Origin of the sequence: Sodalis praecaptivus (assembly GCF_000517425.1) — a bacterium.
Taxonomy (GTDB): Bacteria; Pseudomonadota; Gammaproteobacteria; order Enterobacterales; family Enterobacteriaceae; genus Sodalis_A; species Sodalis_A praecaptivus.
Window position 1 is genome coordinate 3,765,999 of the sequence record NZ_CP006569.1, and the last position, 25,026, is coordinate 3,791,024.

At 59.9% G+C, this 25,026-nt stretch carries 23 protein-coding genes; 18 read left to right on the top strand and 5 right to left on the bottom strand.

The genetic code is table 11. The features are described 5' to 3' along the window. Positions 1-108: 108 nt before the first annotated feature. From SANT_RS16820 to SANT_RS16850, 7 genes are all read left to right on the top strand, one after another. Positions 109-1,719, top strand: coding sequence for an acyl CoA:acetate/3-ketoacid CoA transferase (locus SANT_RS16820; protein ID WP_237234627.1), 1,611 nt, complete (start codon positions 109-111; stop codon positions 1,717-1,719). After that, positions 1,716-2,546 (top strand): shikimate dehydrogenase family protein, encoded by an 831-nt coding sequence (locus SANT_RS16825; protein ID WP_025423423.1) that lies wholly within the window; start codon positions 1,716-1,718, stop codon positions 2,544-2,546. The genes SANT_RS16820 and SANT_RS16825 overlap by 4 nt, the downstream gene beginning before the upstream one ends. Continuing rightward, positions 2,534-3,400 carry a sugar phosphate isomerase/epimerase family protein gene (locus tag SANT_RS16830; RefSeq protein WP_038668726.1) on the top strand — a complete coding sequence of 289 codons (867 nt, stop codon included), beginning with the start codon at positions 2,534-2,536 and terminating at the stop codon, positions 3,398-3,400. Before SANT_RS16825 ends, SANT_RS16830 begins: the two co-directional genes overlap by 13 nt. Further along, on the top strand, positions 3,387-4,772 hold the full coding sequence (locus SANT_RS16835; RefSeq protein ID WP_025423425.1) for a glycoside hydrolase family 88 protein: 1,386 nt from the start codon (positions 3,387-3,389) through the stop codon (positions 4,770-4,772). Before SANT_RS16830 ends, SANT_RS16835 begins: the two co-directional genes overlap by 14 nt. Beyond that, positions 4,769-5,554 carry a 3-ketoacyl-ACP reductase gene (locus SANT_RS16840; RefSeq protein ID WP_237234628.1) on the top strand — a complete coding sequence of 262 codons (786 nt, stop codon included), beginning with the start codon at positions 4,769-4,771 and terminating at the stop codon, positions 5,552-5,554. The genes SANT_RS16835 and SANT_RS16840 overlap by 4 nt, the downstream gene beginning before the upstream one ends. A gap of 46 nt (positions 5,555-5,600) precedes the next feature. Further along, on the top strand, positions 5,601-6,080 hold the full coding sequence (locus tag SANT_RS16845) for a MaoC family dehydratase (protein ID WP_025423427.1): 480 nt from the start codon (positions 5,601-5,603) through the stop codon (positions 6,078-6,080). A 197-nt stretch (positions 6,081-6,277) separates the two neighbouring features. Then, positions 6,278-6,946, top strand: coding sequence for a TetR/AcrR family transcriptional regulator (locus SANT_RS16850; RefSeq protein ID WP_081730473.1), 669 nt, complete (start codon positions 6,278-6,280; stop codon positions 6,944-6,946). A 148-nt stretch (positions 6,947-7,094) separates the two neighbouring features. On the opposite strand, the gene mrcB is transcribed toward SANT_RS16850, so the two are convergent. Both mrcB and hrpB read right to left on the bottom strand, forming a co-directional pair. Next, positions 7,095-9,626: a bifunctional glycosyl transferase/transpeptidase gene (mrcB, locus tag SANT_RS16855; protein WP_025423429.1), complete on the bottom strand. Its 2,532-nt coding sequence runs from the start codon at positions 9,624-9,626 to the stop codon at positions 7,095-7,097. 89 nt (positions 9,627-9,715) lie between these two features. Then, positions 9,716-12,151: an ATP-dependent helicase HrpB gene (hrpB, locus tag SANT_RS16860; RefSeq protein WP_025423430.1), complete on the bottom strand. Its 2,436-nt coding sequence runs from the start codon at positions 12,149-12,151 to the stop codon at positions 9,716-9,718. Between the two features lie 128 nt (positions 12,152-12,279). Here hrpB and thpR point away from each other — a divergent pair, with 128 nt between their 5' ends. From thpR to panD, 9 genes are all read left to right on the top strand, one after another. After that, positions 12,280-12,858 (top strand): RNA 2',3'-cyclic phosphodiesterase, encoded by a 579-nt coding sequence (gene thpR / locus SANT_RS16865; protein ID WP_025423431.1) that lies wholly within the window; start codon positions 12,280-12,282, stop codon positions 12,856-12,858. Between the two features lie 9 nt (positions 12,859-12,867). After that, the gene (sfsA, locus tag SANT_RS16870; RefSeq protein WP_025423432.1) at positions 12,868-13,575 is read left to right on the top strand and encodes a DNA/RNA nuclease SfsA; all 708 of its coding nucleotides are present in this window, start codon (positions 12,868-12,870) and stop codon (positions 13,573-13,575) included. Positions 13,576-13,770: 195 nt separating this feature from the next. After that, a complete protein-coding gene (dksA, locus tag SANT_RS16875) occupies positions 13,771-14,226 on the top strand; it encodes an RNA polymerase-binding protein DksA (protein WP_025244526.1) in 456 nt (151 codons plus the stop codon). Between the two features lie 82 nt (positions 14,227-14,308). Next, positions 14,309-15,181: a tRNA glutamyl-Q(34) synthetase GluQRS gene (gluQRS, locus tag SANT_RS16880; protein WP_025423433.1), complete on the top strand. Its 873-nt coding sequence runs from the start codon at positions 14,309-14,311 to the stop codon at positions 15,179-15,181. Between the two features lie 99 nt (positions 15,182-15,280). Beyond that, positions 15,281-16,681: a polynucleotide adenylyltransferase PcnB gene (gene pcnB, locus SANT_RS16885; RefSeq protein ID WP_206777538.1), complete on the top strand. Its 1,401-nt coding sequence runs from the start codon at positions 15,281-15,283 to the stop codon at positions 16,679-16,681. After that, the gene (gene folK, locus SANT_RS16890; RefSeq protein WP_025423435.1) at positions 16,681-17,187 is read left to right on the top strand and encodes a 2-amino-4-hydroxy-6-hydroxymethyldihydropteridine diphosphokinase; all 507 of its coding nucleotides are present in this window, start codon (positions 16,681-16,683) and stop codon (positions 17,185-17,187) included. The genes pcnB and folK overlap by 1 nt, the downstream gene beginning before the upstream one ends. 224 nt (positions 17,188-17,411) lie before the next feature. Further along, positions 17,412-18,203: a 3-methyl-2-oxobutanoate hydroxymethyltransferase gene (panB, locus tag SANT_RS16895; RefSeq protein ID WP_025423436.1), complete on the top strand. Its 792-nt coding sequence runs from the start codon at positions 17,412-17,414 to the stop codon at positions 18,201-18,203. Positions 18,204-18,214: 11 nt separating this feature from the next. Continuing rightward, positions 18,215-19,069, top strand: coding sequence for a pantoate--beta-alanine ligase (gene panC / locus SANT_RS16900; protein WP_025423437.1), 855 nt, complete (start codon positions 18,215-18,217; stop codon positions 19,067-19,069). A 20-nt stretch (positions 19,070-19,089) separates the two neighbouring features. After that, the gene (gene panD / locus SANT_RS16905) at positions 19,090-19,470 is read left to right on the top strand and encodes an aspartate 1-decarboxylase (protein WP_025423438.1); all 381 of its coding nucleotides are present in this window, start codon (positions 19,090-19,092) and stop codon (positions 19,468-19,470) included. 79 nt (positions 19,471-19,549) lie between these two features. Here the strand turns inward: panD and SANT_RS16910 are convergent, their stop codons facing one another. Together SANT_RS16910 and SANT_RS16915 are read right to left on the bottom strand one after the other, a co-directional pair. After that, positions 19,550-20,317: an ABC transporter permease gene (locus tag SANT_RS16910; RefSeq protein ID WP_200867308.1), complete on the bottom strand. Its 768-nt coding sequence runs from the start codon at positions 20,315-20,317 to the stop codon at positions 19,550-19,552. Beyond that, complete coding sequence (locus tag SANT_RS16915) at positions 20,317-21,249, bottom strand: ABC transporter ATP-binding protein (RefSeq protein ID WP_025423440.1); 933 nt, start codon at positions 21,247-21,249, stop codon at positions 20,317-20,319. Before SANT_RS16915 ends, SANT_RS16910 begins: the two co-directional genes overlap by 1 nt. Positions 21,250-21,359: 110 nt before the next feature. On the opposite strand from SANT_RS16915, the gene can reads away from it, so the two are divergent. Together can and SANT_RS16925 are read left to right on the top strand one after the other, a co-directional pair. After that, positions 21,360-22,016 carry a carbonate dehydratase gene (gene can, locus SANT_RS16920; RefSeq protein WP_025423441.1) on the top strand — a complete coding sequence of 219 codons (657 nt, stop codon included), beginning with the start codon at positions 21,360-21,362 and terminating at the stop codon, positions 22,014-22,016. A 738-nt stretch (positions 22,017-22,754) separates the two neighbouring features. Further along, positions 22,755-23,744: an F-box protein gene (locus SANT_RS16925; protein WP_148296318.1), complete on the top strand. Its 990-nt coding sequence runs from the start codon at positions 22,755-22,757 to the stop codon at positions 23,742-23,744. A 601-nt stretch (positions 23,745-24,345) separates the two neighbouring features. Here the strand turns inward: SANT_RS16925 and hpt are convergent. After that, positions 24,346-24,888 (bottom strand): hypoxanthine phosphoribosyltransferase, encoded by a 543-nt coding sequence (gene hpt / locus SANT_RS16930; RefSeq protein WP_025423443.1) that lies wholly within the window; start codon positions 24,886-24,888, stop codon positions 24,346-24,348. Positions 24,889-25,026 lie beyond the last annotated feature (138 nt).

Genomic DNA, 25,026 nt, shown 5'->3' on the forward strand with positions numbered 1-25,026 from the left:
AACGCAATCCGTTGCAGGAAAAGTATCTGTTTTTGTGGCAAACCCTAGCATGGCCGGTATATCCGAGCTTTCGGATCGACATAGTGAATTATTTAATAGTGGAGAATAATGATGCGGATCGTTTCTGCCGATGACGCGGTTTCATTACTGCGCGATGGCGATACCGTCATGATCGGAGGATCGGGCGGAGGACATGCGGTACCCGAAGCGCTGCTTGAAGCCCTCGAACGCCGTTTTCAGCAGCAGGATTCCCCCCGGCAGCTGACCGCGCTCCATCCCGTGGGGCTTGGGGATCGCGGCAAACGCGGCGCCTCGCGGTTGGCGCATCCGGGGCTGCTGAAACGCGTAGTCTGCGGCACGCTGGTGGACTCCCCCGCGCTGGCGCAATTGGCGCTGGATAATCAAATCGAGGCCTGGACCCTGCCGCAGGGGGTGCTGTCGCAGTTAACGCGCGAAATGGCCGCCGGTAGACCCGGTTTAATCAGCCATGTCGGCCTGCATACCTTCGTGGATCCGCGCCTCGGCGGCGGCCGTCAGAGCGAGCGCTGCGATGAGGATCTGGTCAGCCTGATCGAAATCGCCGGGCGTGAGTGGCTGTATTATAAGCCGTTTCATGTCGATGTCGCCTTTTTGCGCGGCACTACGGCGGATGAAGACGGCAATATCACTATGGAGCAGGAGGCCATCTTCGGCGACATGCTGTCGATGGCGCAGGCGACCAAACGCTGCGGCGGGCTGGTCATAGTACAGGTGAAACGTCTTGCCCGCCGCGGCACGCTGCCGGCGAAAAATGTCAAAATCCCGGCGATGCTGGTCGATTTGGTGGTAGTGGAAGCTCAACAGGCCGTGACCTATCAAAGCCCGAACGATCCCGCCTTTACCGGCGAATTGCGCATTCCGCTCAACGATTTCCCGGCTCTGCCCCTGGATGAGCGCAAAATCGTGGCGCGCCGCTGCGCCATGGAGCTGCTCCCCGGCGCCGTTTGCAACGTTGGCTCCGGCATCTGTACCGGTATCGGGCTGGTCAGCGCGGAAGAGGACGTGTTGGATAATATCGTTCTCACTAACGAGCAGGGACTTATCGGCGGCGCGCCCGCCGCCGGGCTGGACGCCGGTGCCGCGCGCAATTACAGCGCGTTGGTGGATCAGCCCTATCAGTTCGACTTTTACGATGGCGGCGGGATTGATATCGCTTTTCTGTCGGCGGCGGAAATCGACGCCGGCGGCAGCGTCAATATCAGCCGCTTCGCCAAGAAACTCATCGGCGTTGGCGGATTTATCAACATCAGTCAAAACGCCAAAAAAATGGTATTCGGCGGCACCTTTACCGCCGGCGGTTTGCGCGTGGCCTGCGATGAAGGCCAGTTACGCATTGTGCAAGAAGGCGCCCACCAGAAGTTTGTCGCCGCGCTGCAACAGGTCTCCTACAGCGGCCCCTACGCCAGCCAGCGGGGCCAGACGGTGCTGTTTGTCACCGAGCGCGCCGTTTTCCGGGTGGTCGACGGCGCGCTGGAATTAACGGAAATCGCGCCGGGTATCGATCTCGAGCGCGATATTTTGCAGCAGATGGGTTTTCGCCCCCGCATCGCCGCCGAGCTTAAAACGATGGACGCCCGGCTGTTCTCGCCGCAGCCCATGGGCCTGCACCGCGAGATGGCGGCGAAAACGCGCCAGCGACATCCGCGCCTTGCGCAACTTCCGCCGCAGGCCGCGCTATGAGTGCGTTAACCATCGACGGCAGCACGCGGCTGTACGGTATCGTGGGCGATCCCATTTCCCAGGTGAAAACGCCTCAGTTGATGAACGCTTATTTCCAGCAGCAGGGCATCAACGCGGTCTGCGTGCCGTTGCAGGTTGCCACGGCAACGTTCGAGGCCAGTCTGCGCGGCATCATGGCGCTGGGCAATATCGCGGGCCTGGTCATCACCGTACCCCATAAAATACGCGCCTGCGCCCTGGCGGATGCGCTTTCCGCGCAGGCGCGGCAAGTCGGCGCCGTGAACGTGCTTCGGCGCGACGCGCAAGGGGCCTGGTTTGGCGATATGTTCGACGGCGCCGGACTGGTCGCCGGCTTACGCGATAACGGCTTCACGCTAAAGGGACAGCACGTCAAACAGCTCGGCGCCGGCGGCAGCGGCGCCGCGGTCGCCTTCGCCCTGTTGGCGGCCGGCGCGGCCTCCTTGACGCTGTATGACCCAAACGGCGAAGCGGCGCAGGCGCTGGCGGCACGCATCAACGCCCAGTATCCGCAACGGCCGGCGCGGGTGAGCACCGTACCCGCCGAACTTCAGGGCATCAACCTGCTTATCAATTGCTCCCCCATCGGCATGAAGCCGGATGATGGGCTTCCTGCGCCGTTTGCCGACTTCGATCCCGCGTTGCAGGTGGTGGATATCATCATGCAGCCGCCCGAAACGCCCCTTATCGCCCACGCGCGCCGGGCGGGCTGTCGGGCGACCAACGGCAGGCCGATGATTGAAGGACAGCTCACGGCCTTCTTGCGATTTTTCGATCTGTACGCCGAGGCATCGCCATGCCGCCATTAACCTTGACACCAAAGCAGTTATCGTTGAATACCGCCACCCTCGGCCCCAACGCGTCGTTAGAGGATGCCGTGCGCGGCTGCGTTAAATATGGTTTTGGCGGCATCGCGCCTTGGCGGGACAAAGTCGCCGAAGTGGGATTAGCGCAGGCCTGCCGTCTGATAAAAGAGGCCGGTCTCACCGTCAGCGGGCTGTGCCGCGGCGGTCTGTTTCCCGCCGCGGACCGCTCGGCGCGGGAGAAAATCCGCGCCGATAACCTGCGGGCCATCGAGGAAGCCGCGGCGCTGGAGGCGGCGTGTCTGGTGCTGGTGGTCGGCGGACTGCCTGCGGGAGATAAAGATCTGGACGGCGCGCGCCGCCAGGTCGAGGAGGGCATCGCACAGATGCTGGCGCCGGCGCGCGCGGCCGGGGTGTCCCTGGCGATTGAGCCGCTACATCCGATGTACGCCGGGGACCGCGCCTGCGTCAACACGCTCGCCCAGGCGTTGGCGCTTTGCGAGCGTCTGGGGCCGGAAGTGGGGATTGCCGCCGACGTTTATCATATTTGGTGGGATCCCGACGTCCTACATCAACTACAGCGGGTCGCCCAGGCGCAGCGCCTGCTGGCGTTCCATCTCAGCGATTGGTTGGTGCCGACCCGTCATCTGCTGACCGATCGCGGCATGATGGGCGACGGCGTCATCGATTTGCCGCGGTTGTGCCAACGCGTGGCCGACGATGGCTATCGCGGCCTGTATGAAGTGGAAATTTTCTCCGCCGACGGCTGGTGGCGGCAGCCGGTGGATGTGACGTTAAGCACCATCATTCAACGATTGCCTGCACTAGGCAGTAAAGAGGATCGTAATGAAAATCGATAACACCCTGACCCCGGCCCGTTTGCTGCCGGCGATAAACCGTATGTGGGCGCTATCGGCCAGCAAAATCAGCGCCATAGATGCCGATTTCGATCGCGCCCAGGGCGCGCCGGTGCATACCGTCGCCGGACGCTATCAGCCCAAAGGCTGGACGGATTGGACGCAGGGATTTGAATACGGCAGCGCGCTGTTGCAATTCGATGCCACCGGCGAGCAGGCTTTTCTGGATCGGGCGCTGGCGCGCATCCGCGTCGATATGCCGCAGCATATTACCCATTTCGGCGTGCACGATCACGGTTTCAACCAAGTGAGCACTTACGGTAATTTGCTGCGCCTGATGGCAGAAGGAAAGCTACCGGCCGATCCGGGCCGCCAAGATTATTACCGGTTGGCGCTCCGCTGTTCGGGGGCGGTGCAAGCCTATCGCTGGACCTCGCTCGGCGCCGGTGAAGGTTATATCCACTCCTTTAACGGGGCCCACTCGCTGTTTATCGACACGCTGCGTACCCTGCGGGTGTTGCTGTTGGCACACGATCTGGGGCAGGAAATGAAAGTCGAGGGCGATGAGGCCATCTCACTGTTGGATCGCGCCCTGGCCCATGCCCTCACCAGCGCGCGCTATTGCGTATTCTACGGCGAAGGTCGGGATATTTATGATATCCGCGGCCGAACGGCGCACGAGGCAACCTTCAATCCGCGCAACGGCGCATTTCGCTGCGTCGGCACCCAGCAAGGCTACTCCGGCTTCTCTACCTGGACCCGCGGTTTGAGCTGGGCGATATGCGGTTTCGCGGAGCTGCTGGAGTATTTGCAGGCGCTGCCCGCCGAGACATGGCGCGCCTCGCAGGACAGAGCCCATACCGTGGCGGCGTTGGAAAAGGCCGCCGCCGCCGTTTGCGATTTTTATCTGGCGTTTACCACCCTCGACGGCATTCCCTATTGGGATACCGGCGCCCCCGGCCTGGCCACGCTCGAGGCGCCCTATGAAAAAGACTCGGATCCCGCCAACGCCGTCGAGCCCGTGGACAGCTCCGCCGCGGCGATTGCGGCGCAGGGCCTGTTGCGATTCGGCGCCTGGCTCGACGGCCAACACCGCCCCGGCGCGGACCGCTACCGCCAGGCCGGATTGACCGTGCTGCAAACGCTGCTGGACGACCGCTATCTTAGTCTGTCGCCGCAGCATCAAGGCCTTTTGCTGCACAGCCAGTACCATCGCCCCAACGGCTGGGATTATGTGCCGGAGGGCCACCGCAACCCGTTCGGCGAAGCCACCATGTGGGGGGATTATCATCTGCGCGAGCTGGCGCTTTATGTGCAGCGAATGGCGGAAAATGGCCCCTATCTGACGTTTTTCAGCCCCCTAGGAGACGCATGATGCCTCAGCAACGTCAGGCCGCTACCGCTTTAATCACCGGCGGGCGCCGGGGCATTGGTTTGGCCATCGCAAGACGGCTGGCGGCCGACGGCCATCCCATCGCGGTGACCGGCAGCGGTGAAGCCGATGCGTCCACGCGCGCCGCCGTGGCAGAGCTGGAAAAGTACGGCGTACCGGTCGGCTATTTCGCCAGCGACATTGCCGCGACGGCGGGCCATGCCGCCGTGCTTGATAGCATTGAGCAGCAGTTGGGACCGATTGCGGTACTGGTTTCCAATGCCGGTATTGCGCCCCCTGAGCGGTTGGATGTGCTCGACACCACGACGGCGAATTTTGATGCGGTACTGAACACCAATCTGCGTGGGGCATTTTTTTTCGCCCAAGCGGTCGCCAAACGCATGCTGGCCCGGCCAGCCGCGGAAGGCGCGCGCAGCATCGTTTTTATTTCTTCCTGTTCCGCGCAAATGGTGTCGGTGAACCGGCTGGAATATTGCGTCGCCAAAGCGGGACTCGCCATGGTGGCGCAGGGAATGGCAGCGCGTCTGGCCGCTGACGGTATCGGGGTTTTTGAGGTCCGTCCCGGCATCATCCGTACCGATATGACCGCCGGCGTGAATGAGAAATATGACCGTCTTATCGGCGACGGTCTGGTCCCCGCTCGGCGCTGGGGACAAGGCGATGATATCGCCGCAGCTGTCGCCATGCTTATCAAACCCGAGGCGTTTTTCGCCACCGGCTCGGTTATCCACGCCGACGGCGGGTTAACCCTGCAACGCCTATAGATCCGCGCCAGCCGCAAGCGGGCGCGGCGCAAATAATGGAGGTACTATGTCACCATCCGCTACCGTCCCCGACACGGGACGGCGGTTACCGGCCGGCGAATACGGTTATGGCGATTTGCAGCCGGGGGATCGTTATGATACCCAGGCGATAACCCTCACGGAGTCGCATATTGTCGCGTTCGCGGGCATTACCGGCGATTTTTTTGACGTGCATATGGATGATACTTTCGCCCGCCAGCAGGGTTTTCCCGGCCGCATCGCCCATGGTTTATTAGGGCTGGCGCTCATCGACGGCTTGAAAACCCGTTCGGCGGTGCGGCTGTGCGGCATCGCGACCCTGGGCTGGAACTGGTCATTCTGCGCGCCGCTGCTGCCGGGCGATCGCATTTATGCCGAAATTACCGTGGTAAGCAAGCGGCCGACCAAGCGGGCCGATAGAGGTATCGTGACCTTTGCCCTGCGGATGATCAATCAGCATGAGGCTGTCGTGCAGCAGGGTGAAACCCAGTTAATGATGCAGCAATAGGATCGCTACAGGCCGCCGGCGCGGCGTCTTCGCGTTGAAGCGCCGCCATTCTCCTCGCGCAAAATAGCGCGCGGTGTTTTGCTATCCCCCTGAAAAAATGCTAAATATTCTGCCTACCGTCACCCGTTAATCATAATATGCAGATAAAGCCATAGGTGTTGCAGGGAGCAGTGGCATTCGCTGGCCTAGAGGGGATTATGTCAAAACCAGAATACAACCAGGGCCTGACAACCAGCAGCTCAATGCAAGAAAAGATCAAAGAGGTCACGCGCAACTTGCTGATTGCTCATGGTTACCATAAGACCACCTTTGGCGTTATCGCTAAAGCCTTACAAATTACCACCACCAATATTCATTATCATTTCGGCAATAAAAATCATCTCGTGGAAATCGTGGTGCGGGAATATGTGGCCGAAGCCAAGAAGAATCACAGTATTATCTGGCTGGATACCACCACCACGCTCGAACAAAAAGTCGCCCAGGTGGTGGCGTATAACTACCGGCTGTATCGCAAATATAACCCTGATGATAAGGGCAGGCATCCCTGGAGTTTGATTGGCCGGCTGCGCCTTGAGAGCGATGTGCTTTCCGAAGCCGCCTGTCGCTCCCTGGCGTCGTTCACGCAGACTATGCAGGACGTGATTAGCCAGGCGGTGGAATATGCCTGGCAGCAGGGACAGCTAAAGGCCGATACGCCACGGCAGGATTTGGTATTTTTACTGACCAATTTGGTGGACAGCTCATCGGTGTTTGCCCAGGATGCGGGGAGCTTTGCGCGCCTGGAGCAATTCTTCACCGCTTTCTCCCGGGTGGTGTTATCCGTTTACACTCTTGAGCCGCCTACGCGCGGCGACAACGGCACGTAATGTATTAGCGCAGGGCCGATACGGCCACCGGCGAGATTATCCACCCGCCGCCGGAGCGATACGGCCACTGCCGCCACCCTCAGCGCTGCCGGGACCTGAGGTGCTTTGCCGGGCGGCGCCAGAAGAGGGCAGCGCCCGCCCGCAGGGCTTATTTGCCGAACATCTCCCGAATCCAGTTCGCCACGCCGTTGCTGTCTTTCTGCTCATCCTGCGGCGGAGCGCTTTGCTGCGGTTGCCCGCTCGACGCGGCGTCAGGCTGTGGTTGCACTTGCGCTTGGGCCGGCTGGCATAGCGACTGCGGATCGTCCGTCCACACCGGCAACGTGCGCATCGCGCTGCCGCCGTTACAGACAAAATTGCCGGCATAGTCGATGGACATCTGGCTGATGCCCTCCGGCGGCGTCAAGTTCAGCGTCAACGGCGCCTGGTTCTCCAGATAACGACGATACAGCGTCAGCGCGCCGTTGGCGCCGGTCAACTTGGCGGGACCGTTGTTATCGCGGCCGACCCAGGCAATGGACACCTCTTTGCCGTCGATACCGGCGAACCAGCTATCGCGCAAATCGTTAGTGGTCCCGGTTTTCGCCGCCAGATGCGAAGACGGGAATTTCACCGACAGCGAACGCGATGTCCCGCGCACCACCACCTGTTGCATCGCATACAGCGTCAAGTAAGCGGCCTGGGCCGGTACCACCCTCTCCGCCTGCGGGAAGCTTTGATACAGCACGGTGCCGTCCTCCCCTATCACCGAGCGCACCGCCGACAGCGTGGCATGGTTACCGCCGCTGGCGATGGTCTGGAACTCCTGCGCCACTTCCATCGGCGTGAGGCTGATGGCGCCAAGCAGCATGGAGGGGACCGGGTTCAGCACCGAGGACGGTATGCCAAGCTTCACCAGGGTAGCGGTAATACGATCAAGCCCCACCGACAGGCCGAGGTTGACCGTCGGCACGTTAAGCGAATTGGTCAACGCATCCACCAGCATCACTTTACCGCGGAACTGCCGATCGTAGTTTTTCGGCGACCATAGGCTGCCGTTCGGCTGCTTGAGGGTAATCGGTTCATCGGCAATCCAGGTATTGAGCCGATATTTATCCGGCTCGCTCAGCGCGGTCAGATAGGTGGCCGGTTTTGCCAGCGAACCCACCGAGCGCCGCGCCTGCATTGCGCGGTTAAAGCCGGCGAATTGCGGCTCCGCCCCGCCGACCATGGCGCGCACTTCGCCGCTGAAGCGATCGACTACCACCATCGCGGCCTCCAGATCCTTAACGCCGCGCCCGGCGCGCAACGCGGGCACGCCCGCCTCCACCGCTTTTTCCGCCGCATCCTGCGAAAGGGGATCCAAGGTGGTGAAGATCTTGACGCCGGAGAGATCGTTGATTTTGTCGCCCAGCTTGCTTTGCAGCTCTTCGCGCACCATCTGCATGAAAGCCGGCTGCGGCGTCAATACCCCCCCGCGCGGCTGCACCCCCAGCGGGCGGGCGCTGAGCATGTTATACAGCTCGCCGTCGATGATTTGCTGATTCTCCAGCAGTTTCAGCACCAGATTGCGGCGCTCCAGCGCCAGCTTGGGGTTGCGCCAAGGATTATACAGCGACGCGCCTTTCACCATCCCCACCAGCATCGCCTGCTGATCGAGACTGAGTTCATCCACCGGACGGCCGAAATAGTACAGGCTGGCCAGCGGGAAACCGCGAATCTGATCGCCGCCGCTCTGGCCGAGATACACCTCGTTCAGATACAGCTCCAGGATGCGATCCTTGCTGTAACGGTAATCGACGATCAACGCCATATAGGCTTCATTGGCCTTGCGCCACAGCGAGCGTTCGTTGGTCAAAAACAGGTTTTTCACCAGCTGCTGCGTTAGCGTACTCCCCCCCTGCACCGCGCGACCGGCGGTAATATTGGCCAGAAAGGCGCGGCCGATGGAGGAGAGGCTGATACCGTCATGCTCGTAGAAATGCCGGTCTTCGGTGGCTATCAGGGTATCCACCAGCAGGTCCGGGAAACCGGCGCGCGGTACGAACAGCCGCTGTTCGCCCTTGGGCGATTGCAACATGGTGATAAGACGCGGATCGAGGCGGAAAAAGCCGAAATTACGCTGGGTGTCCTGGTTTTTGATCTCCAGGAGCTGATTTTTGGCGAACGTCATACGGGCATGGATTTGCCCCTCTTTGCCGTCCGGGAAATCGAACGGCCGGCGCAGCAGCTCAATGCTGTTGCCGCGCACGGTGAATTCGCCCGGCCGGGTAATTCGCGACACCTCGCGGTACTGCATGCCTTCGAGCAACGTCGCCATGTCGCTGCGGCTGTAGGACATTCCCGGCTCCAAACTCACCATGCGGCCATAAACCGCCGCCGGGAGTTGCCAGACTTTGCCATCGATGCGGTGACGGACCTGCGCATCCAAATACACGCCATAGATAGCGATAACGACGACGAACAGCAGCACGAGGCGGATAACCCAGCCCAGCAGCCGGCGTTTCTTGCGCGGCGCGCCTCCCCTTCCCTTTCGCGGCGGCATCACGTACTCCTCTTCGTCATCATCATCATCATCCTGCCAGCGGTCATCATCATCGTAATCATCATCCCGCCGGCGGCGCGGTGCAGCCTTGCGCGGAGCCTTGCGGCCTGACGGTCGTCCATGACGTCCGATAGGTTCACGGTCATCCCCAGACATCGTTAATTACTCTCCCTACTGCCGACGGCTAAACCGTCTACTCTGTTCCCACCCCGGCCTGGCCGAAAGCGGAAACCTCTGAATTTCCGTTATGACGTTTTACGGGTACGCCGGGTAGGCAGCGCCCGCGCCGGATCGTCCGGCCAGGGGTGTTTCGGATAACGCCCTTTCATCTCTTTTTGCACCTCGCGATAGGCGCCGCACCAAAACGCCGCTAAATCACGGGTGATTTGCAGCGGCCGATGGGCGGGCGACAGCAGCTCCAGCACCACCGCCACGCGTCCTTCCGCCACCCGCGGCGTCTGCTGTTCGCCGAACATCTCCTGCATGCGGACCGCCAGCACCGGCGGCTCGCCCTGCTGATAACGCAGCGGCAGACGGCTGCCGGTGGGCACAGTGTAGTGGCTGGGCAGCTGACTATCCAGCCGTTGTCGCAACGGCCAGTCCAGCAAACGCAGCAGCGCCTCGGCCAGATTGACGCGCGCAAGGCCGCGCGCGTCGCGTACGCCGCTCAAAGACGGCAGCAGCCACCGGGGCAGCGCCGCCAGCAGCGCGTGATCGTCCACCGCCGGCCAGCCGGCCTCCGGCAGCCATTCGCCGGCGCACAGCAGGCGTTGGCGCAGCTGGACGGCCTCGCGCTCCCAGGTCAGCACCCCCAGTCCCTGTTCGCTTATCCAGTCAAGCATTGCCTGCGCCATCACCGCATCCGACGGCCTGGCCTGCGGTTGCTCCCGCAGCACCAGTTGCCCTAACCGTTCGCGCTGCACCACCCGCAGGCTGCCTTTGTCCTCATCCCACTGCATAGCGGTAGTGCGGCTGAACCAGGCGGGCCGTGCGGCGGCCAGACGGGCGATATCCAGCGGCAGCGCCAGACGGATACGGGCGTCCGGGCTCTGGCTCAGTTGCAGCAGACCGGGGGCTATCAGCCACTCCTGCGCGCTCAGCGCGTCATCCGGCGCCAGCGCCGCCCCCGCGCCGCTGGCAAGCCGATAGCGCCCGTCGGCGTCGCGGCGGCGGGCGATACGATCGCGAAAGCCCCAGGCCAGCAGCAGAGGCGCCAAATCAACATCCGGCCGGCCGTCGCCGCCCCCGCACCGGGCGCGCAACTGACGCGCGCGCGCCGTCCAGTGCGGCAACGGTCGATAAAAGTGATCGCGGATATCCGGCGAGCCGCTCCTGGGCGGCTCTTCGATCATGGCTGCCAGCAGCGCGGCGGTAGCTTCGGCGTCGGCATCCTCGCCGGCGTGGTACAGCATCGCCCCCAGGCGCGGATCGCAGCCGTAGCCGGCCATGGCGCGGCCGGCGGGGGTTAGGCGCTGCCGGGCATCAAGCGCCCCCAGCGCCGTCAGAGTGTTCACCGCGGCCGCCAGCGCCGGCGCCGGCGGCGCATCCAGCCAGGAAAGCTGCGCGCTTTCGTTGACGCCCCACTGCAACAGCTCCAGCCAGAAGGGGGTCAAATCGGCGTAGGTAATTTCCGGCGCATGATGCTCCGGCGCGCGCTCGCCCTGATCCTGACTGAACAGATGCAGGCACACGCCCGGCGACAGCCGTCCGGCCCGGCCCGCGCGCTGCGCCATGGACGCCTGGCTGATGCGCCGGGTAGTGAGACGGTCCAGCCCGCTGCGCGGGTCGAACTCCGCCACCCGCTCCAGGCCGCTGTCCACCACCAGGCGAATACCCTCTATGGTTAAGCTGGTCTCGGCGATATTGGTGGCCAGCACCACCTTGCGGCGTCCTTCAGGCGCCGGGCGGATGGCGCGCTGCTGGGCCTCCAGGGGCAAGGCGCCGTAAAGGGGGCACAGCATCACCTCCTCCGCCAGCCGCTCGCCAAGCAGCCCCTGCACCCGGTTGATTTCCGCCACGCCGGGCAAAAACAGCAGCAGCGAACCGGCCTGCTGCCGCAGCAGTTGCTGCACCGCGCCGGCCATCGCCTCTTCCGTTCGCGTCTGAGCCGGCAGCGCCTGATAGCGGCGCTCCACCGGAAAGCTACGTCCGGCGGAGCGGATCACCGGCGCCTGCGGCAACAGCTGGCTGAGCCGGCGATCGTCCAGGGTCGCGGACATAATAAGCACCTTCAGATCGTCTCGCAGGCCGCGCTGCACGTCCAGCAGCAGCGCCAGCGCCAGATCCGCCTGCAGGCTGCGCTCGTGAAATTCATCCAGGATCACCAACGAGACGCCGTCGAGCGCCGGATCCTGCTGCAATTGCCGCGTCAAAATGCCCTCGGTAACCACCTCCAGCCGGGTTGCCGGACCGCAGCGGCTCTCGTTGCGCATCCGGTAGCCGACCGTCTGGCCCGGACGCTCGCCCAACTGTTCCGCCAGCCGCAGCGCCACGTTCTTGGCCGCCAGGCGCCGCGGCTCCAGCATCACCACCCTGCCCGGCAGGCCACCGCTGCGCAGAATTTCCAGCGGCAGCCAGGTCGATTTGCCGGCGCCGGTCGGCGCGTGCAGCATCACCTGCGCGGCGCTTTGCAGGGCGGCGAGCAATTCATCAACCACGGCACTGACCGGTAATAACGCCACAACGTCTCCGCGAAAAGGTTAACATTCCAGGGCAGGCATTGTAGCATCGCTGCATCCTGGAACAATGATCGGTTCCGCCCGCCGCGCGTAGCGGCCGCGGGCGCCGCCTGAAGATAAAGAGCCCGCTTATGCCCGCATTAAGCCCCCGCCGGCCCGCCGACGCGTCTTGCGCACCGCGCCGGCTGTTCTTCGCCCTGACGCTGCCGCCCGCGCTGTGCCGTCAGCTGGTGGCGTGGCGCGCGGCGCGCTTTCCCGCTGAAACCGGCCGGCCCGTCGCGCAGGCTAATCTGCATCTGACGCTGGCCTTTCTGGGCAACGTCGGCGCCGCGCAGGAGCAGGCGCTGCGCGCGGCCGCCGGCCGTCTGCGGCAACCGGCTTTCGATCTGCGGCTGGATGACTGCGGCCACTGGCCGGGCGCGGGGGTAGTGTGGCTCGGCTGCCGCCGCGCGCCGCGCGAACTGCTGCAATTGGCGGCATGGCTGCGCGATCGGGCGGCCCGCAACGGTTGTTACCAAAATTCGCTGCCGTTTCATCCACACATTTCGCTCTGGCGACAGGCAACCCGACCGGTGGCGCTACCGCCGGACACGCCGGGCTGGACGACCCGCGTAAGCCGATTCGGACTCTGGCTATCGGCGTTTGACAACGGCCGCGTGCGCTATAGGCTGGTGCAGGACTGGCCCCTGCGCCGCGACGGCCCACAGTAAGGAAAACCCATGCAATTCGAGCCCGCCCTCAAGCCTGCCCGACTCATACAGCGCTATAAACGTTTTCTTGCCGATGTGGTGACGCCCGATGGGGAAGCCTTAACGGTTCACTGCGCCAACACCGGCGCTATGACCGGCTGCGCCACCCCTGGCGATACGGTTTGGTACTCCACCTCGGATAATCGTAAACGTCGTTATCCGCACAGTTGGGAACTAACTGAAACCGCCAGCGGTCAATGGATAGGGATCAATACGCTGCGCGCCAACGCCTTGGTTGGGGAAGCGCTGCGGGCTGAAACGATTCCTGAGCTGGCGGGCTACGCGCGTCTTCGCGGCGAAGTGCGATATGGCGCAGAGAACAGCAGGATAGATTGGTTATTATCGGCAGAAGACCGCGCGGACTGCTATATTGAGGTGAAATCCGTGACGTTATTGCAACACCAGTCGGGCTATTTCCCGGATGCGGTAACGTTACGGGGTCAAAAACATTTACGAGAATTACAGGCAATGGCGGAAATGGGGTATCGTGCGGTGCTGTTTTTCGCCGTGCTGCATTCGGGTATCGACCGGGTGTCGCCGGCCCGCCACATTGACCCCCACTATGCCGATCTGGTATTACAGGCTCAGCAGTCAGGCGTAGAAGTCCTGTGCTATGGTTGTCAGCTATCCCGGCACGGCATGCGGATCCACGCGCCGCTGCCGATAATTATTTCATAGGGCGGTGAACCGTGAAATGGCGTAAAATGCGTCAGTTTTCCAAAGTTTACCGTCGCGCCAAATACGCCTTTCCTGACACCGTTGTCAAGTAGGCGTTAGGAATAATTGCCAACCTTAACGTCATCTGCTATTTATAGCGGCCTGTTTTTTTCCCCACGTTGGGGATCGCTAGTGCGTGTTAGAAGGAGAAGCAACATGCAAGAAGGGCAAAACCGTAAGACATCCTCCTTGAGCATTCTCGCCATCGCCGGGGTGGAACCATACCAGCAAAAGCCTGGTGAAGAGTACATGAATGAAGCCCAGCTTCTGCATTTCAAGCGCATTCTTGAAGCGTGGCGTAATCAACTCAGAGATGAAGTGGGGCGTACCGTCTCGCATATGCAGGATGAGGCCGCCAACTTCCCCGATCCGGTAGACCGTGCCGCGCAGGAAGAAGAGTTCAGTCTTGAGCTGCGTAATCGTGACCGGGAACGTAAACTCATCAAGAAAATTGAGAAAACCCTCAAGAAAGTGGAAGACAACGATTTCGGCTTCTGCGAATCCTGCGGGGTGGAAATCGGTATTCGTCGCCTGGAAGCGCGTCCGACCGCCGATTTGTGCATCGACTGCAAGACTCTCGCCGAAATTCGCGAAAAACAGATGGCAGGGTAAGTGTGAACCCGGTTTACTGCGGTGTCGTTTAGGGAAAATCATGACATCGCGGTAGCTGTGCGGTTACGCCTTTTTCACCATCATGCCAACCTCTGCTCCCTATATCGGGCGTTTCGCCCCTTCGCCGTCCGGCGCGCTTCATTTCGGTTCTCTCGTCGCCGCCCTCGGCAGCTATTTGCAGGCGCGCGCCTGTGGTGGCCAATGGCGGGTGCGCATTGAGGATATCGACCCACCGCGGGAAGTGCCCGGCGCCGCCGATACCCTTTTACGCCAGCTCAACCATTACGGCCTGCATTGGGACGGGCCGGTCATGTATCAGTCGCAGCGGCACGAGGCCTATCTCAAAGTGCTGGCGACGCTGCGCCAACGCGGCCTGAGCTACTATTGCGACTGTACGCGCAGCCGTATCCAGAGTTTGGGCGGTCATTACGACGGTCACTGCCGCGATAGGCGCATCCCCGCCGAGGGCGCGGCCATTCGCCTGCGGCAAACCGCGCCGGTGTGCCATTTCCACGACCGGCTGCGGGGCCGAATCGAGGCCGACCCAGCGTTGGCGCGGGAGGATTTTATCATCCGCCGCCGCGATGGGCTGTTCGCTTATAATCTGGCGGTGGTGGTGGATGATGCCGCCATGGGCGTGACGGAGGTGGTGCGCGGCGCCGATCTCATCGCGCCGACGGTGCGCCAATTGGCGCTCTATCGTCAATTAGGTTATAAAGAACCTGATTATGTCCATCTGCCGCTGGCGCTGTCGCCGGCGGGGCTGAAGCTGTCGAAACAAAATTACGCGCCGGCGCTGCCGATGAGCGATCCCCGGCCGCTGCTGGCGCAGGCGCTAGGGCTGTTAAATCAGCCGCTGCCGCCGCAATGGCGCGCTATGCGCCTTGAGAGTGTGTTAAACTGGGCGGTGGACCACTGGCGGCTTGACGCCGTGCCGACCGCCCCCGCCCCGTAAGGGACAATGCACCCGCCCATTCTCAAGCTTGGCGGGGTGAGCTATCATTAGCCGCTGTTTTACGTTGTTCCTGTTTATTTGTTACTATTGAGGTGTACTATTTTTACCCGAGTAGCCAACTTCTGCCGCAAGGTGCTCAATCGTGAAAGCGTGGAAACGGCACCAGAGGATAGACGCCCTTTGACGATTATCCCGCGCGACCAGCACTCCATCTCTCGTAAAGAGATCAGTGAAAATGCTTTAAAGGTGCTTTACCGCTTGAACAAAGCGGGATACGAAGCCTATTTGGTCGGCGGCGGCGTTCGCGATCTGCTGCTGGGTAAAAAACCCAAGGACTTCGACATCACGACCAGCGCCACGCCGGAGCAGATGCGTAAACTGTTTCGCAACTGCCGACTGGTTGGCCGCCGTTTTCGGCTGGCCCACGTCATGTTCGGGCCTGAGATTATCGAAGTCGCCACGTTCCGCGGCCATCATCAGGTGCTGGAGCCCGAGGAAGGCGCCGCGGGGGCCGCCCTCACCGGCCACAACGGCATGCTGCTGCGCGACAATATTTTCGGCTCCATCGAAGAAGACGCCCAGCGCCGCGACTTCTCGGTGAACAGCCTGTATTACAGCGTGGCCGATTTTACGCTGCGCGACTATACCGGCGGACTGAAAGATTTACGCGAAGGGACGATTCGCCTGATTGGCGATCCGGAAACCCGCTATCGGGAAGACCCGGTCCGCATGCTGCGCGCGGTGCGTTTTGCCGCCAAGCTGGACATGACCATCAGCCGCGAAACCGCCGAACCGATCCCCCGACTGGCGGCGCTGCTGCACGATATTCCCCCGGCGCGGCTGTTTGAAGAAGCCCTCAAGCTGCTACAGGCGGGCTACGGAGAAGCTACCTACCGCCTGCTGTGCGAATACCAACTGTTCCAACCGCTGTTTCCGTTGATAAGCCGTAACTTTACCGAGCACGGCGACAGTTATATGGAACAGATGGTGATCCGCGTACTGGCCAACACCGATCAGCGTTTGCGCAATGATATGCGGGTCAATCCGGCTTTCTTATTCGCCGCCATGCTGTGGTATCCACTGTTAGAACATGCGCAGAAACTGACCCAGGAAAGCGGCCTGTCCTATTTTGACGCTTTCTCGCTGGCGATGAACGACATTCTCGACGAACAGTGCCGCACGCTGGCGATACCCAAACGCTTAACCGCCCTGATGCGCGATATGTGGCAACTTCAGCTGCGGCTGTCTCGCCGCCAGGGCAAGCGCGCCCACAAGCTGATGGAACATCCCAAATTCCGTGCCGCCTATGATTTGCTGACGCTGCGCGCCGACGTGGAAAACAACGCCGAACTGCAGCGGCTCAGCCGCTGGTGGGGGGAGTTCCAAGTGGCCGCGCCGCCGCGGCAAAAGAACATGCTGACCACGCTCGGCGATGACGCGCCGGCCCGCGCCCGTCCGCGCCGCCCGCGCCGTCGGGCACCCAACCGCGACAACGCCTGATGGAACGCGTCTGGCTGGCTGTGGGCAGCAACCTGTCCGAACCGTTGCAGCAGGTAAGCGCCGCTCTTGAGGCGCTGGCGAGCCTGCCGCACACCGACCTTGTCGCCTGTTCATCCTACTACCGCAGCCGCCCGCTCGGCCCGCAGGATCAGCCCGATTTCCTGAACGCCGTGGTGGCGCTGGACACCGCCCTCGCGCCGGAGACGCTGCTTAATCACACACAGTCGATCGAATTACGTCAGGGACGCACCCGTAAGGCGCATCGCTTCGGACCCCGCACGCTGGATCTGGATATTTTGCTCTTCGGCGATCGCATTATCGCCACCAACCGCCTAACGGTGCCGCATTACGACATGCGCAACCGCGAATTCATGCTGTATCCCCTCGCCGAGCTGGCGCCGGAGCTGCGCTTCCCCGACGGCGGCGCGCTGGCCGAGCGACTGCGTCAGGTGCCGCGCAACGGTCTCGTCTATTGGGATGAGGAGCACCGCTACCGCAAGGCGTAAACGCCCTCCGCCCGTCCGGCGCCGACGCGACGCATTCACGTGCGCCGGCGCGGCGTAAGGCCTTAGCCTCCTTTATCGGGTCACCGCGCACCTTGCGCAAGTCTAGCCAAATACCCAAATGTTTTGTGCGATAAACGCTATACCCCCGGCAAAGCTTCCATTAAAATAAGCCGCCACTCCTTAAGCTGACAGCGGGCGCGCCCGCGGTACAGAGGTTGTATACCATGACCACCATTTCTCATTTGCGCAAATGGAAGCAACAACAGCGCAAATTCGCCTCCATTACCGCCTACGACGCCGCCTTTGCCCGCCTGTTCGCTGCACAGGGGATCAAGGTGATGCTGGTGGGCGACTCCTTGGGCATGACGATGCAGGGCCACGACTCTACGCTGCCGGTTACCGTAGAGGATATGGTATACCATACCCGCTGCGTGCGGCGCGGCGCGCCCTCCTGCCTGCTGCTGGCCGATCTGCCGTTCATGAGCTACGCGACGCCGTCTGAGGCCTATGACAATGCGGCGGCGCTGATGCGCGCGGGCGCCAACATGGTGAAATTGGAGGGCGGCGCGTGGCTGGCCGATACCGTTAGCGGACTGACCGCGCGGGCGGTCCCCGTCTGCGGACACCTGGGCCTGACGCCGCAGTCGGTAAATATTTTCGGCGGCTATAAAATTCAGGGTCGCGATCCGGCCGGCGCCGAACAGCTGCTGGCCGATGCGCTGGCGCTGGAACAGGCCGGCGCCCAATTGCTGGTGCTGGAATGCGTGCCGGTGGCGCTGGCGGAGCGCGTCACCCAGGCGTTGGGCATCCCGGTTATCGGCATCGGCGCCGGCGCCGTTACCGACGGCCAGATTTTGGTCATGCAGGACGCGCTCGGCATCACCGGCGATAGCGCGCCCTCCTTCGCCAAAAATTTTCTCGCGGCGGGCGGCGATATTGCCGCCGCCGTGCGCCGCTATGTGCAAGAGGTTGAAGCCGGCCACTTTCCCGCCGCCGAACACAGCTTTCACTCATGAAGGAGACTCGCGTGCTGATTATCGAAACGCCGCCGACGCTGCGTCAGACGGTTAAACAGTGGCGTCAGGAACATAAACGTATCGCCCTCATTCCGACAATGGGCAATTTGCATGAAGGGCATATGACGCTGATTGACGCCGGGCGCGCCCGCGCGGATAAAGTCGTGGTGAGCGTTTTCGTCAATCCGATGCAGTTCGACCGCCCGGAAGATCTGGCGGCTTACCCGCGCACGCTGCAAGAAGACTGTGAACAGTTGACCCGGCGCGGCGTGGACATGGTATTCGCTCCGGCGACCGCGGTGATTTATCCTGACGGTTTGGACAGTCAGACCTTTGTCGATGTGCCGCGCTTCGCCAACATCCTGGAAGGCGAAAGCCGCCCGGGCCATTTCCGCGGCGTGGCCACGATTGTCAGCAAACTGTTCAATCTGGTGCAACCGGACGTGGCCTGCTTTGGCGAAAAGGACTTTCAGCAATTGGCGCTTATTCGTCAACTGGTGCGGGACATGAGCTATGATATCGACATTATCGGCGTACCGACGGTGCGCGCCGCCGATGGTCTGGCGCTCAGTTCGCGCAACGGTTATCTGAGCGCCGAAGAGCGCCGTCTGGCGCCGCAGCTCAACGAGGTGCTGACGCGGCTGGTGGCGCAGCTCGGCGCCGGGGAGCGCCATATCGACGGTCTGCTGGCGGCGGCGGCAGAGCAGCTGCTCCAGGCCGGTCTCACGCCGGATACGCTGGTTATCCGCGACGCCGAAACCCTGCTGCCATTGACGGTCGACAGCCGGCGGGCGGTGGTGTTATTCACCGCCTGGCTGGGTAAGGCTCGGCTAATCGATAATGCGCAAGTGGATCTCATTTCATAACGGTAAGAAGGCTCAAGCTCATGCAACGCACGATGTTACGAGGCAAGCTGCACCGGGTGCATGTCACCCAGGCGGATCTCCATTACGAAGGCTCCTGCGCCATCGATCAGGACTTTCTGGATGCGGCGGGGATCTTGGAGTATGAAGCGATTGATATTTATAACGTCGATAACGGCCAACGTTTCTCCACCTATGCGATTGCCGCCGAACGCGGCTCGCGCATCATTTCGGTGAACGGCGCCGCTGCGCGCTGCGCCTGCGTCGGCGATCTGCTGATTATCTGCGCCTATGTGCAAATGCCGGATGAAGAGGCGCGTCGCCACGCCCCGAAGGTCGCCTATTTTGACGAGCACAATCAGCTACAGCGCACCGCCAAAGCGCTACCGGTGCAAATGGCCTGAACGCGGCGCGCCGACGCAGCGCCGGTTAGCCTGCACCAATGCAGGCTGACCGACGGTAGGGTCAACGCCGGCGCGGAGATTAGGTGCGCAGGCCGCGTCCGCGCTGGATGAGCGTCCAGCACAGCAGATAAAACACCACGATGAATGCCACCAGAACCGCAAGCGTCAGCGTCAGCGGCACGTCGCTGATGCCCAAAAAGCCGTAACGGAAGCCGCTAATCATATAGACCACCGGGTTCAGCTGCGACACCACTTGCCAAAACGGCGGCAGCAGCGACAGCGAGTAGAACACTCCGCCCAGATAGGTCAGCGGCGTGAGGACGAAGGTGGGGATGATACTAATGTCGTCGAAACTTTTGGCGAACACGGCATTGAGCAATCCCGCCAGCGAAAACAGCACCGCGGTCAACAAAAGCGTTACGACCACCATCCACCAGGCATGGACCTGTAGCGGCACGAAGAACAGCGACACCGCGGTGACCAAAATACCGACGCAAATCGCGCGCGCCACCCCGCCGCCGACATAGCCCGCGATAATCACATGGGTGGGGACCGGCGCCACCAGCAACTCTTCGATATTGCGCTGGAATTTGGCGCTAAAGAACGACGACGCGACGTTGGTGTAAGCGTTGGTAATCACCGCCATCATAATCAGGCCCGGCACGATAAATTGCATGTACGTGAAACCGTGCATAGCGCCGATTTGCGATCCGATAAGATTGCCGAAAATGATAAAGTACAGCGTCATGGTAATCACCGGCGGCACCAGGGTTTGTATCCAAATCCGGGCGAAACGGTTGATCTCTTTACGCCAAATGCTTTTTAAAGCCACCCAATACAGCTGCATCATGTCCGTTGACTCCTTCCTTTGCCGTCCGAGACCAGGGTGACGAACAGCTCCTCCAGGCGGTTGGCTTTATTGCGCATACTCAGCACCTGCACCCCTTGGGCGCTCAGCTGGTTAAACAGGCTGTTAAGGCCCTGTTCGCGCATTACCTCCACCTCCAGCGTGCTGGTGTCGAGCAATTGGCTGCGATAACCGTTCAGCTTGGGCAGCGCGCTTTTTGCCGCTAAATCCAGGATGAAAGTTTCGGATTTCAGCTTTGACAGCAGTTCCCGCATAGAGGTATTTTCCACCAGCCTGCCGTGCTGGATGATGCCGATATGCCGACACAGCATTTCCGCCTCTTCCAGGTAATGGGTCGTTAAGATAATCGTGGTGCCGCTGTTGTTCAGATCGCGCAGAAAACCCCACATGGAGCGCCGCAGCTCGATATCGACCCCCGCGGTGGGTTCGTCGAGAATAAGGAGCTTCGGCTCATGCATCAGCGCACGGGCTATCATCAAACGGCGCTTCATACCGCCTGAGAGCATGCGGGCACGCTCGTCGCGCTTATCCCACAAATCCAGCTGGCGCAGATACTTCTCCGCGCTGGCCGCGGCCTGCTTGCGCTCCACGCCGTAGTAGCCGGCCTGATGCACCACGATTTGATAGACGGTTTCAAACGGATTGAAATTGAACTCCTGCGGTACCAGCCCTAACTGGCGTTTCGCATTGACGATGTCCTTATCGGTATCGTAGCCAAACACCCGCACTTTGCCGGCGGTCTTGTTCACCAGAGCGCTGATAATACCGATGGTGGTGGATTTTCCCGCCCCGTTGGGGCCAAGCAGCGCATAGAAATCGCCGGCTTCCACGTTCAGATCGATCCCTTTTAGAGCCTGTACGCCTCCTGCGTAGGTCTTGGTCAACTGCTCCAACTCCAATGCATATGTCATTTGTGACGGGTTACCTTATTCTAAACGGTTTTCAGGAACTGATTTTAAAACGCCAGCGCTTGGCCTATATTAACCTATCGCATTACGACAGTTACGGGCTATTAACATCAATGAAAGACATTTCAACCCTTATCAGTAACAACCAGGATTGGTCCAAGCTTCTGCATGAAGAGGATCCGGGCTTCTTTGAGAAGCTGTCGCTGGCGCAAAAGCCGCGCTTTTTGTGGATTGGCTGTTCCGACAGCCGCGTCCCGGCGGAAAAATTGACCGGACTGGAGCCAGGCGAGCTGTTTGTGCATCGCAATGTCGCCAACCTGGTGATCCATACCGATCTCAACTGCCTGTCGGTCGTGCAATATGCGGTCGACGTGCTGGAGGTCGAGCATATCATCATTTGCGGCCATTACGGCTGCGGCGGCATACAGGCGGCCATCGACAACCCCGAACTGGGGCTTATCGACAACTGGCTGCTGCATATCCGTGATTTGTGGTACAAGCATAGCTCACTGTTGGGCGAGCTTCATCCCGAGGACCGCGCCAACATCCTCAGCGAGATTAATGTGATTGAGCAGGTGTATAACCTGGGACACTCAACCATTATGCGCTCTGCCTGGAAACGGGGCCAGAAGGTGACTATCCACGGCTGGGTGTACGCCCTGCACGACGGCCTGCTGCGCGATCTGGAAATCACCGCCACCAGCCGCGAGACGCTGGAACAGCGTTATCGTCAGGGTATGGCCACCCTGCTGCAACGCTACGGCAGCTAATTCGGCGGACGTCCGTTCAATCGACGGACGTTCAATGACCCCACGGTTGGCCTTTCATCGACCTGCATCCGCCTAACGTTAGCGCAACCGATGGGCGCCCGCTGAACCCATTGACTTGACGTCCACTAACCCCGCCGGCATTCGCGTTAGCGCCTGGGTTCGTCCGATTAGCCCACCGGCGTTCACGTTAGCGCCTGTGTCCGTCCGATTACCCCACCGGCGTTCGCGTTAGCGTCTGGGTTCGTCTGATTAGCCACCGGCGTTCGCGTTAGCGCCTGGGATCCGCTTATCGCTCCGGCCAATAGCCTCTGCCAACCCACATCCACACCATTCAGTACAGTATAGACTATCTCCACGTGCGGTCTTTAACCGCACAAGCCTTGTCGTGAGTGTCGTGTGACCGCCCCCAGGTCGAGCCCGGCGGCGCGGCCGAGATTTCTTGCGGTAGAGTCGAAAGTCAGGTTCATTGTATGTTGGGTTAGGGGCAATTTTTAAGATCTCGTCCCCTATTCAGCAGTAAGCAACACCGAAAAGCGCTTCGATTACTCCCTTCGCTGCTTCAACCGCGTTAAGCGTTAGTGCAGTTTGGCGTGTCATTCACCGGATAATAATTGTTATTGCGGCATAGCGGCATAGCGGCAATAGTTAATTACGTTGAAGCGTTATTTAACCCTCTGTGTTATAAAACCACCAAATCTACTGCCTGCAACGGTCCTTTACTAAAAGATAGGTCAATTCATGGATGTCAACTTAACGCCGGCTATTGCAAACACGGCAAGTCCGCAAAATAGATTATCCAATACACCACCTGGTCTCCCTGAAGCCATAAACGTCGGCAACACGGCTGTAAAACTATGCTTAGTGACGCCAAGCAAAAAAAATATAAATGATTTACCCCCTGAAATGCTCGAGCATATCTTTAAGTACATCGGCAACGACAAATTCAACGTGCGCTTAACCTGCCATGCCTTCAACGATGTAGTTGATGAAATGCTTACTGAAGATGAATTATTCAAAATCGCACATGGCGAACGCCTGCGTGAATCAGGATTTAATGCAAAATTAATTAATCAGCTTATCAAACAAAGCGAACAAGGCAAAAACTTTGTCCTTAAAAACTGTCAAACCCTGCATAAAGCAGGATTTGATATGGGTAAAATCTTCACTCTCGCTCAAAAAGAAACTAAAATTCAGTCATTTGTCATAAATAACTTTAAAGTCCTAAATAAGATGGGGGCTGACATGGAGTATATTTATTACCTTGCCAGCCAAGACCCAAGCACACAAACGTTTATGGTAGACAACGGACATGCGCTGCTTAAAATGGGATTCAGCCTGTTTCACGCGCTGACTTTGTCGCAAAAAAGCATTGAAGTACATAATTTCATTTTAACCCATTTTGATAGACTACATGAAGCGGGATTGGATCGGGTCAATATTGAACACCTTGCCGGACGTAGCGTAGCTGAGCAGAATTTTGTATTAAAACACGTTAAATTTCTGCATGACGCAGGCGTCAGCGTGAACCTTATCTTATATCTATCCACTCAAGAAGAAACAGTACAGAATTTCATAGTGAAAAACGTCCATTATCTCTATGGAGAGGGGTTCGACACGGAATTTATCTTTACTTTCGCTCGCCTCGGAGAGAGAGAACGGGCTTTTTTATTAGCGGAACGGAGTAAAGCGCTGGGTAGAGACTTTAGCAAGCTAAATCTTAACCTCTAAACTACCGTTACCCATGGTGTGCCATGAGCAGCGGCGCGGCATGGCGCCAACAATGACAGTCATCGTCCTTTGATTGCTTACCTGCATCGGATTTTAATTGCAATTGCCAAAAAATGCTTAGGTTATAATAGACTTAACTCCACTACCGAGCGTCTTGCTATTCTCAAGGTCTGCTTTAGCATCAGATTCTACTGTCAAGCGGGGTTGTAGTTCAGGATCGACTGGCTGTTGTGATTTTGATTGGGGCAACAGCACATTTCATAGCGTAGCAGTATAAACTCTATTTATCCCCCTCAGCCGCAGTGATGATGGTCAGTGACCCGCCCCCCCCCCGCGCAAGCGGTTAGAGCGAACGGTTTGCTGTGTCAATGACCCTTAAGAGAACGCAAGCTTTCTTGCCTGGCATCCGTTTATTGGCGGCAAATACCTTGGCCGAGGCTTCTCACAGGCGTGCCGCGCGCCCCTCCTGTGGTCTTGCTTCCCCGATCGCCCATCTTCCTGCTCGACCTATCGGCCCAGGCGGGTTCTACGGCCGTCACTACTTTGCCGACAATCGGCTCAGGCGGATTCTACCGCCGTCACTACTTTGCCGACAATCGGCCTAGGCGGGTTCTACAGCCGTCACTACTTTGCCGACATAGGGTAAATGGCGGTAACGCTGGGCATAATCGATACCGTAACCGACGACGAACTCATCGGGAATGGTAAAGCCCACCCACTCCACCGTTACCTTGACTTCCCGGCGATCCGGTTTATCCAGCAATGTGCAAATGGCGAGGGATTTTGGCTGGCGCAAAGCGAGGATCTCGCGCACCCGGCTCAGGGTGTTGCCGGAATCGATGATATCTTCGACAATCAATATATCCTTGCCGCGGATATCCTCATCAAGATCTTTCAGTATTTTCACATCGCGGCTTGAGCTCATGCCGCTGCCGTAGCTGGAAGCGGTCATGAAATCCACTTCATGCGACACGGTGACCGCGCGGCAGAGATCGGCCATAAACATGAACGACCCCCGCAATAAACCGACCAGCACCATTTCGCTGCCGCTATCGCGATAATGCTCACTGATGGACTGCCCCAGTTCGGCGATGCGCTTGGCGATCTCTTGTTCGGAGATCATGACTTCCACATGATGTTTCATAAATTACCTATGACACTGATATTATTCAGTTAAAACGCTAGCAGGCAGACAGGAATAGCCGTTATTGCTCGATTGCTCTAGGGAGTTTTGCACAATCAGGCACAACGCAACCTGCATGAGAGCCTCTTTAGGCGAGGG

What these genes read in the sequence shown, in the direction of transcription:
- gluQRS (WP_025423433.1), top strand. Translation starts at nt 14,309, where the DNA reads ATGCCAACCTCTGCTCCCTATATCGGGCGTTTCGCCCCTTCGCCGTCC.
- SANT_RS16915 (WP_025423440.1), bottom strand. Translation starts at nt 21,249, where the DNA reads ATGACATATGCATTGGAGTTGGAGCAGTTGACCAAGACCTACGCAGGA.
- SANT_RS16825 (WP_025423423.1), top strand. Translation starts at nt 1,716, where the DNA reads ATGAGTGCGTTAACCATCGACGGCAGCACGCGGCTGTACGGTATCGTG.
- sfsA (WP_025423432.1), top strand. Translation starts at nt 12,868, where the DNA reads ATGCAATTCGAGCCCGCCCTCAAGCCTGCCCGACTCATACAGCGCTAT.
- SANT_RS16840 (WP_237234628.1), top strand. Translation starts at nt 4,769, where the DNA reads ATGATGCCTCAGCAACGTCAGGCCGCTACCGCTTTAATCACCGGCGGG.
- SANT_RS16910 (WP_200867308.1), bottom strand. Translation starts at nt 20,317, where the DNA reads ATGCAGCTGTATTGGGTGGCTTTAAAAAGCATTTGGCGTAAAGAGATC.
- SANT_RS16850 (WP_081730473.1), top strand. Translation starts at nt 6,278, where the DNA reads ATGTCAAAACCAGAATACAACCAGGGCCTGACAACCAGCAGCTCAATG.
- SANT_RS16925 (WP_148296318.1), top strand. Translation starts at nt 22,755, where the DNA reads ATGGATGTCAACTTAACGCCGGCTATTGCAAACACGGCAAGTCCGCAA.
- thpR (WP_025423431.1), top strand. Translation starts at nt 12,280, where the DNA reads ATGCCCGCATTAAGCCCCCGCCGGCCCGCCGACGCGTCTTGCGCACCG.
- hpt (WP_025423443.1), bottom strand. Translation starts at nt 24,888, where the DNA reads ATGAAACATCATGTGGAAGTCATGATCTCCGAACAAGAGATCGCCAAG.
- folK (WP_025423435.1), top strand. Translation starts at nt 16,681, where the DNA reads ATGGAACGCGTCTGGCTGGCTGTGGGCAGCAACCTGTCCGAACCGTTG.
- SANT_RS16845 (WP_025423427.1), top strand. Translation starts at nt 5,601, where the DNA reads ATGTCACCATCCGCTACCGTCCCCGACACGGGACGGCGGTTACCGGCC.
- panD (WP_025423438.1), top strand. Translation starts at nt 19,090, where the DNA reads ATGCAACGCACGATGTTACGAGGCAAGCTGCACCGGGTGCATGTCACC.
- SANT_RS16820 (WP_237234627.1), top strand. Translation starts at nt 109, where the DNA reads ATGATGCGGATCGTTTCTGCCGATGACGCGGTTTCATTACTGCGCGAT.
- dksA (WP_025244526.1), top strand. Translation starts at nt 13,771, where the DNA reads ATGCAAGAAGGGCAAAACCGTAAGACATCCTCCTTGAGCATTCTCGCC.
- panB (WP_025423436.1), top strand. Translation starts at nt 17,412, where the DNA reads ATGACCACCATTTCTCATTTGCGCAAATGGAAGCAACAACAGCGCAAA.
- mrcB (WP_025423429.1), bottom strand. Translation starts at nt 9,626, where the DNA reads ATGTCTGGGGATGACCGTGAACCTATCGGACGTCATGGACGACCGTCA.
- can (WP_025423441.1), top strand. Translation starts at nt 21,360, where the DNA reads ATGAAAGACATTTCAACCCTTATCAGTAACAACCAGGATTGGTCCAAG.
- SANT_RS16830 (WP_038668726.1), top strand. Translation starts at nt 2,534, where the DNA reads ATGCCGCCATTAACCTTGACACCAAAGCAGTTATCGTTGAATACCGCC.
- SANT_RS16835 (WP_025423425.1), top strand. Translation starts at nt 3,387, where the DNA reads ATGAAAATCGATAACACCCTGACCCCGGCCCGTTTGCTGCCGGCGATA.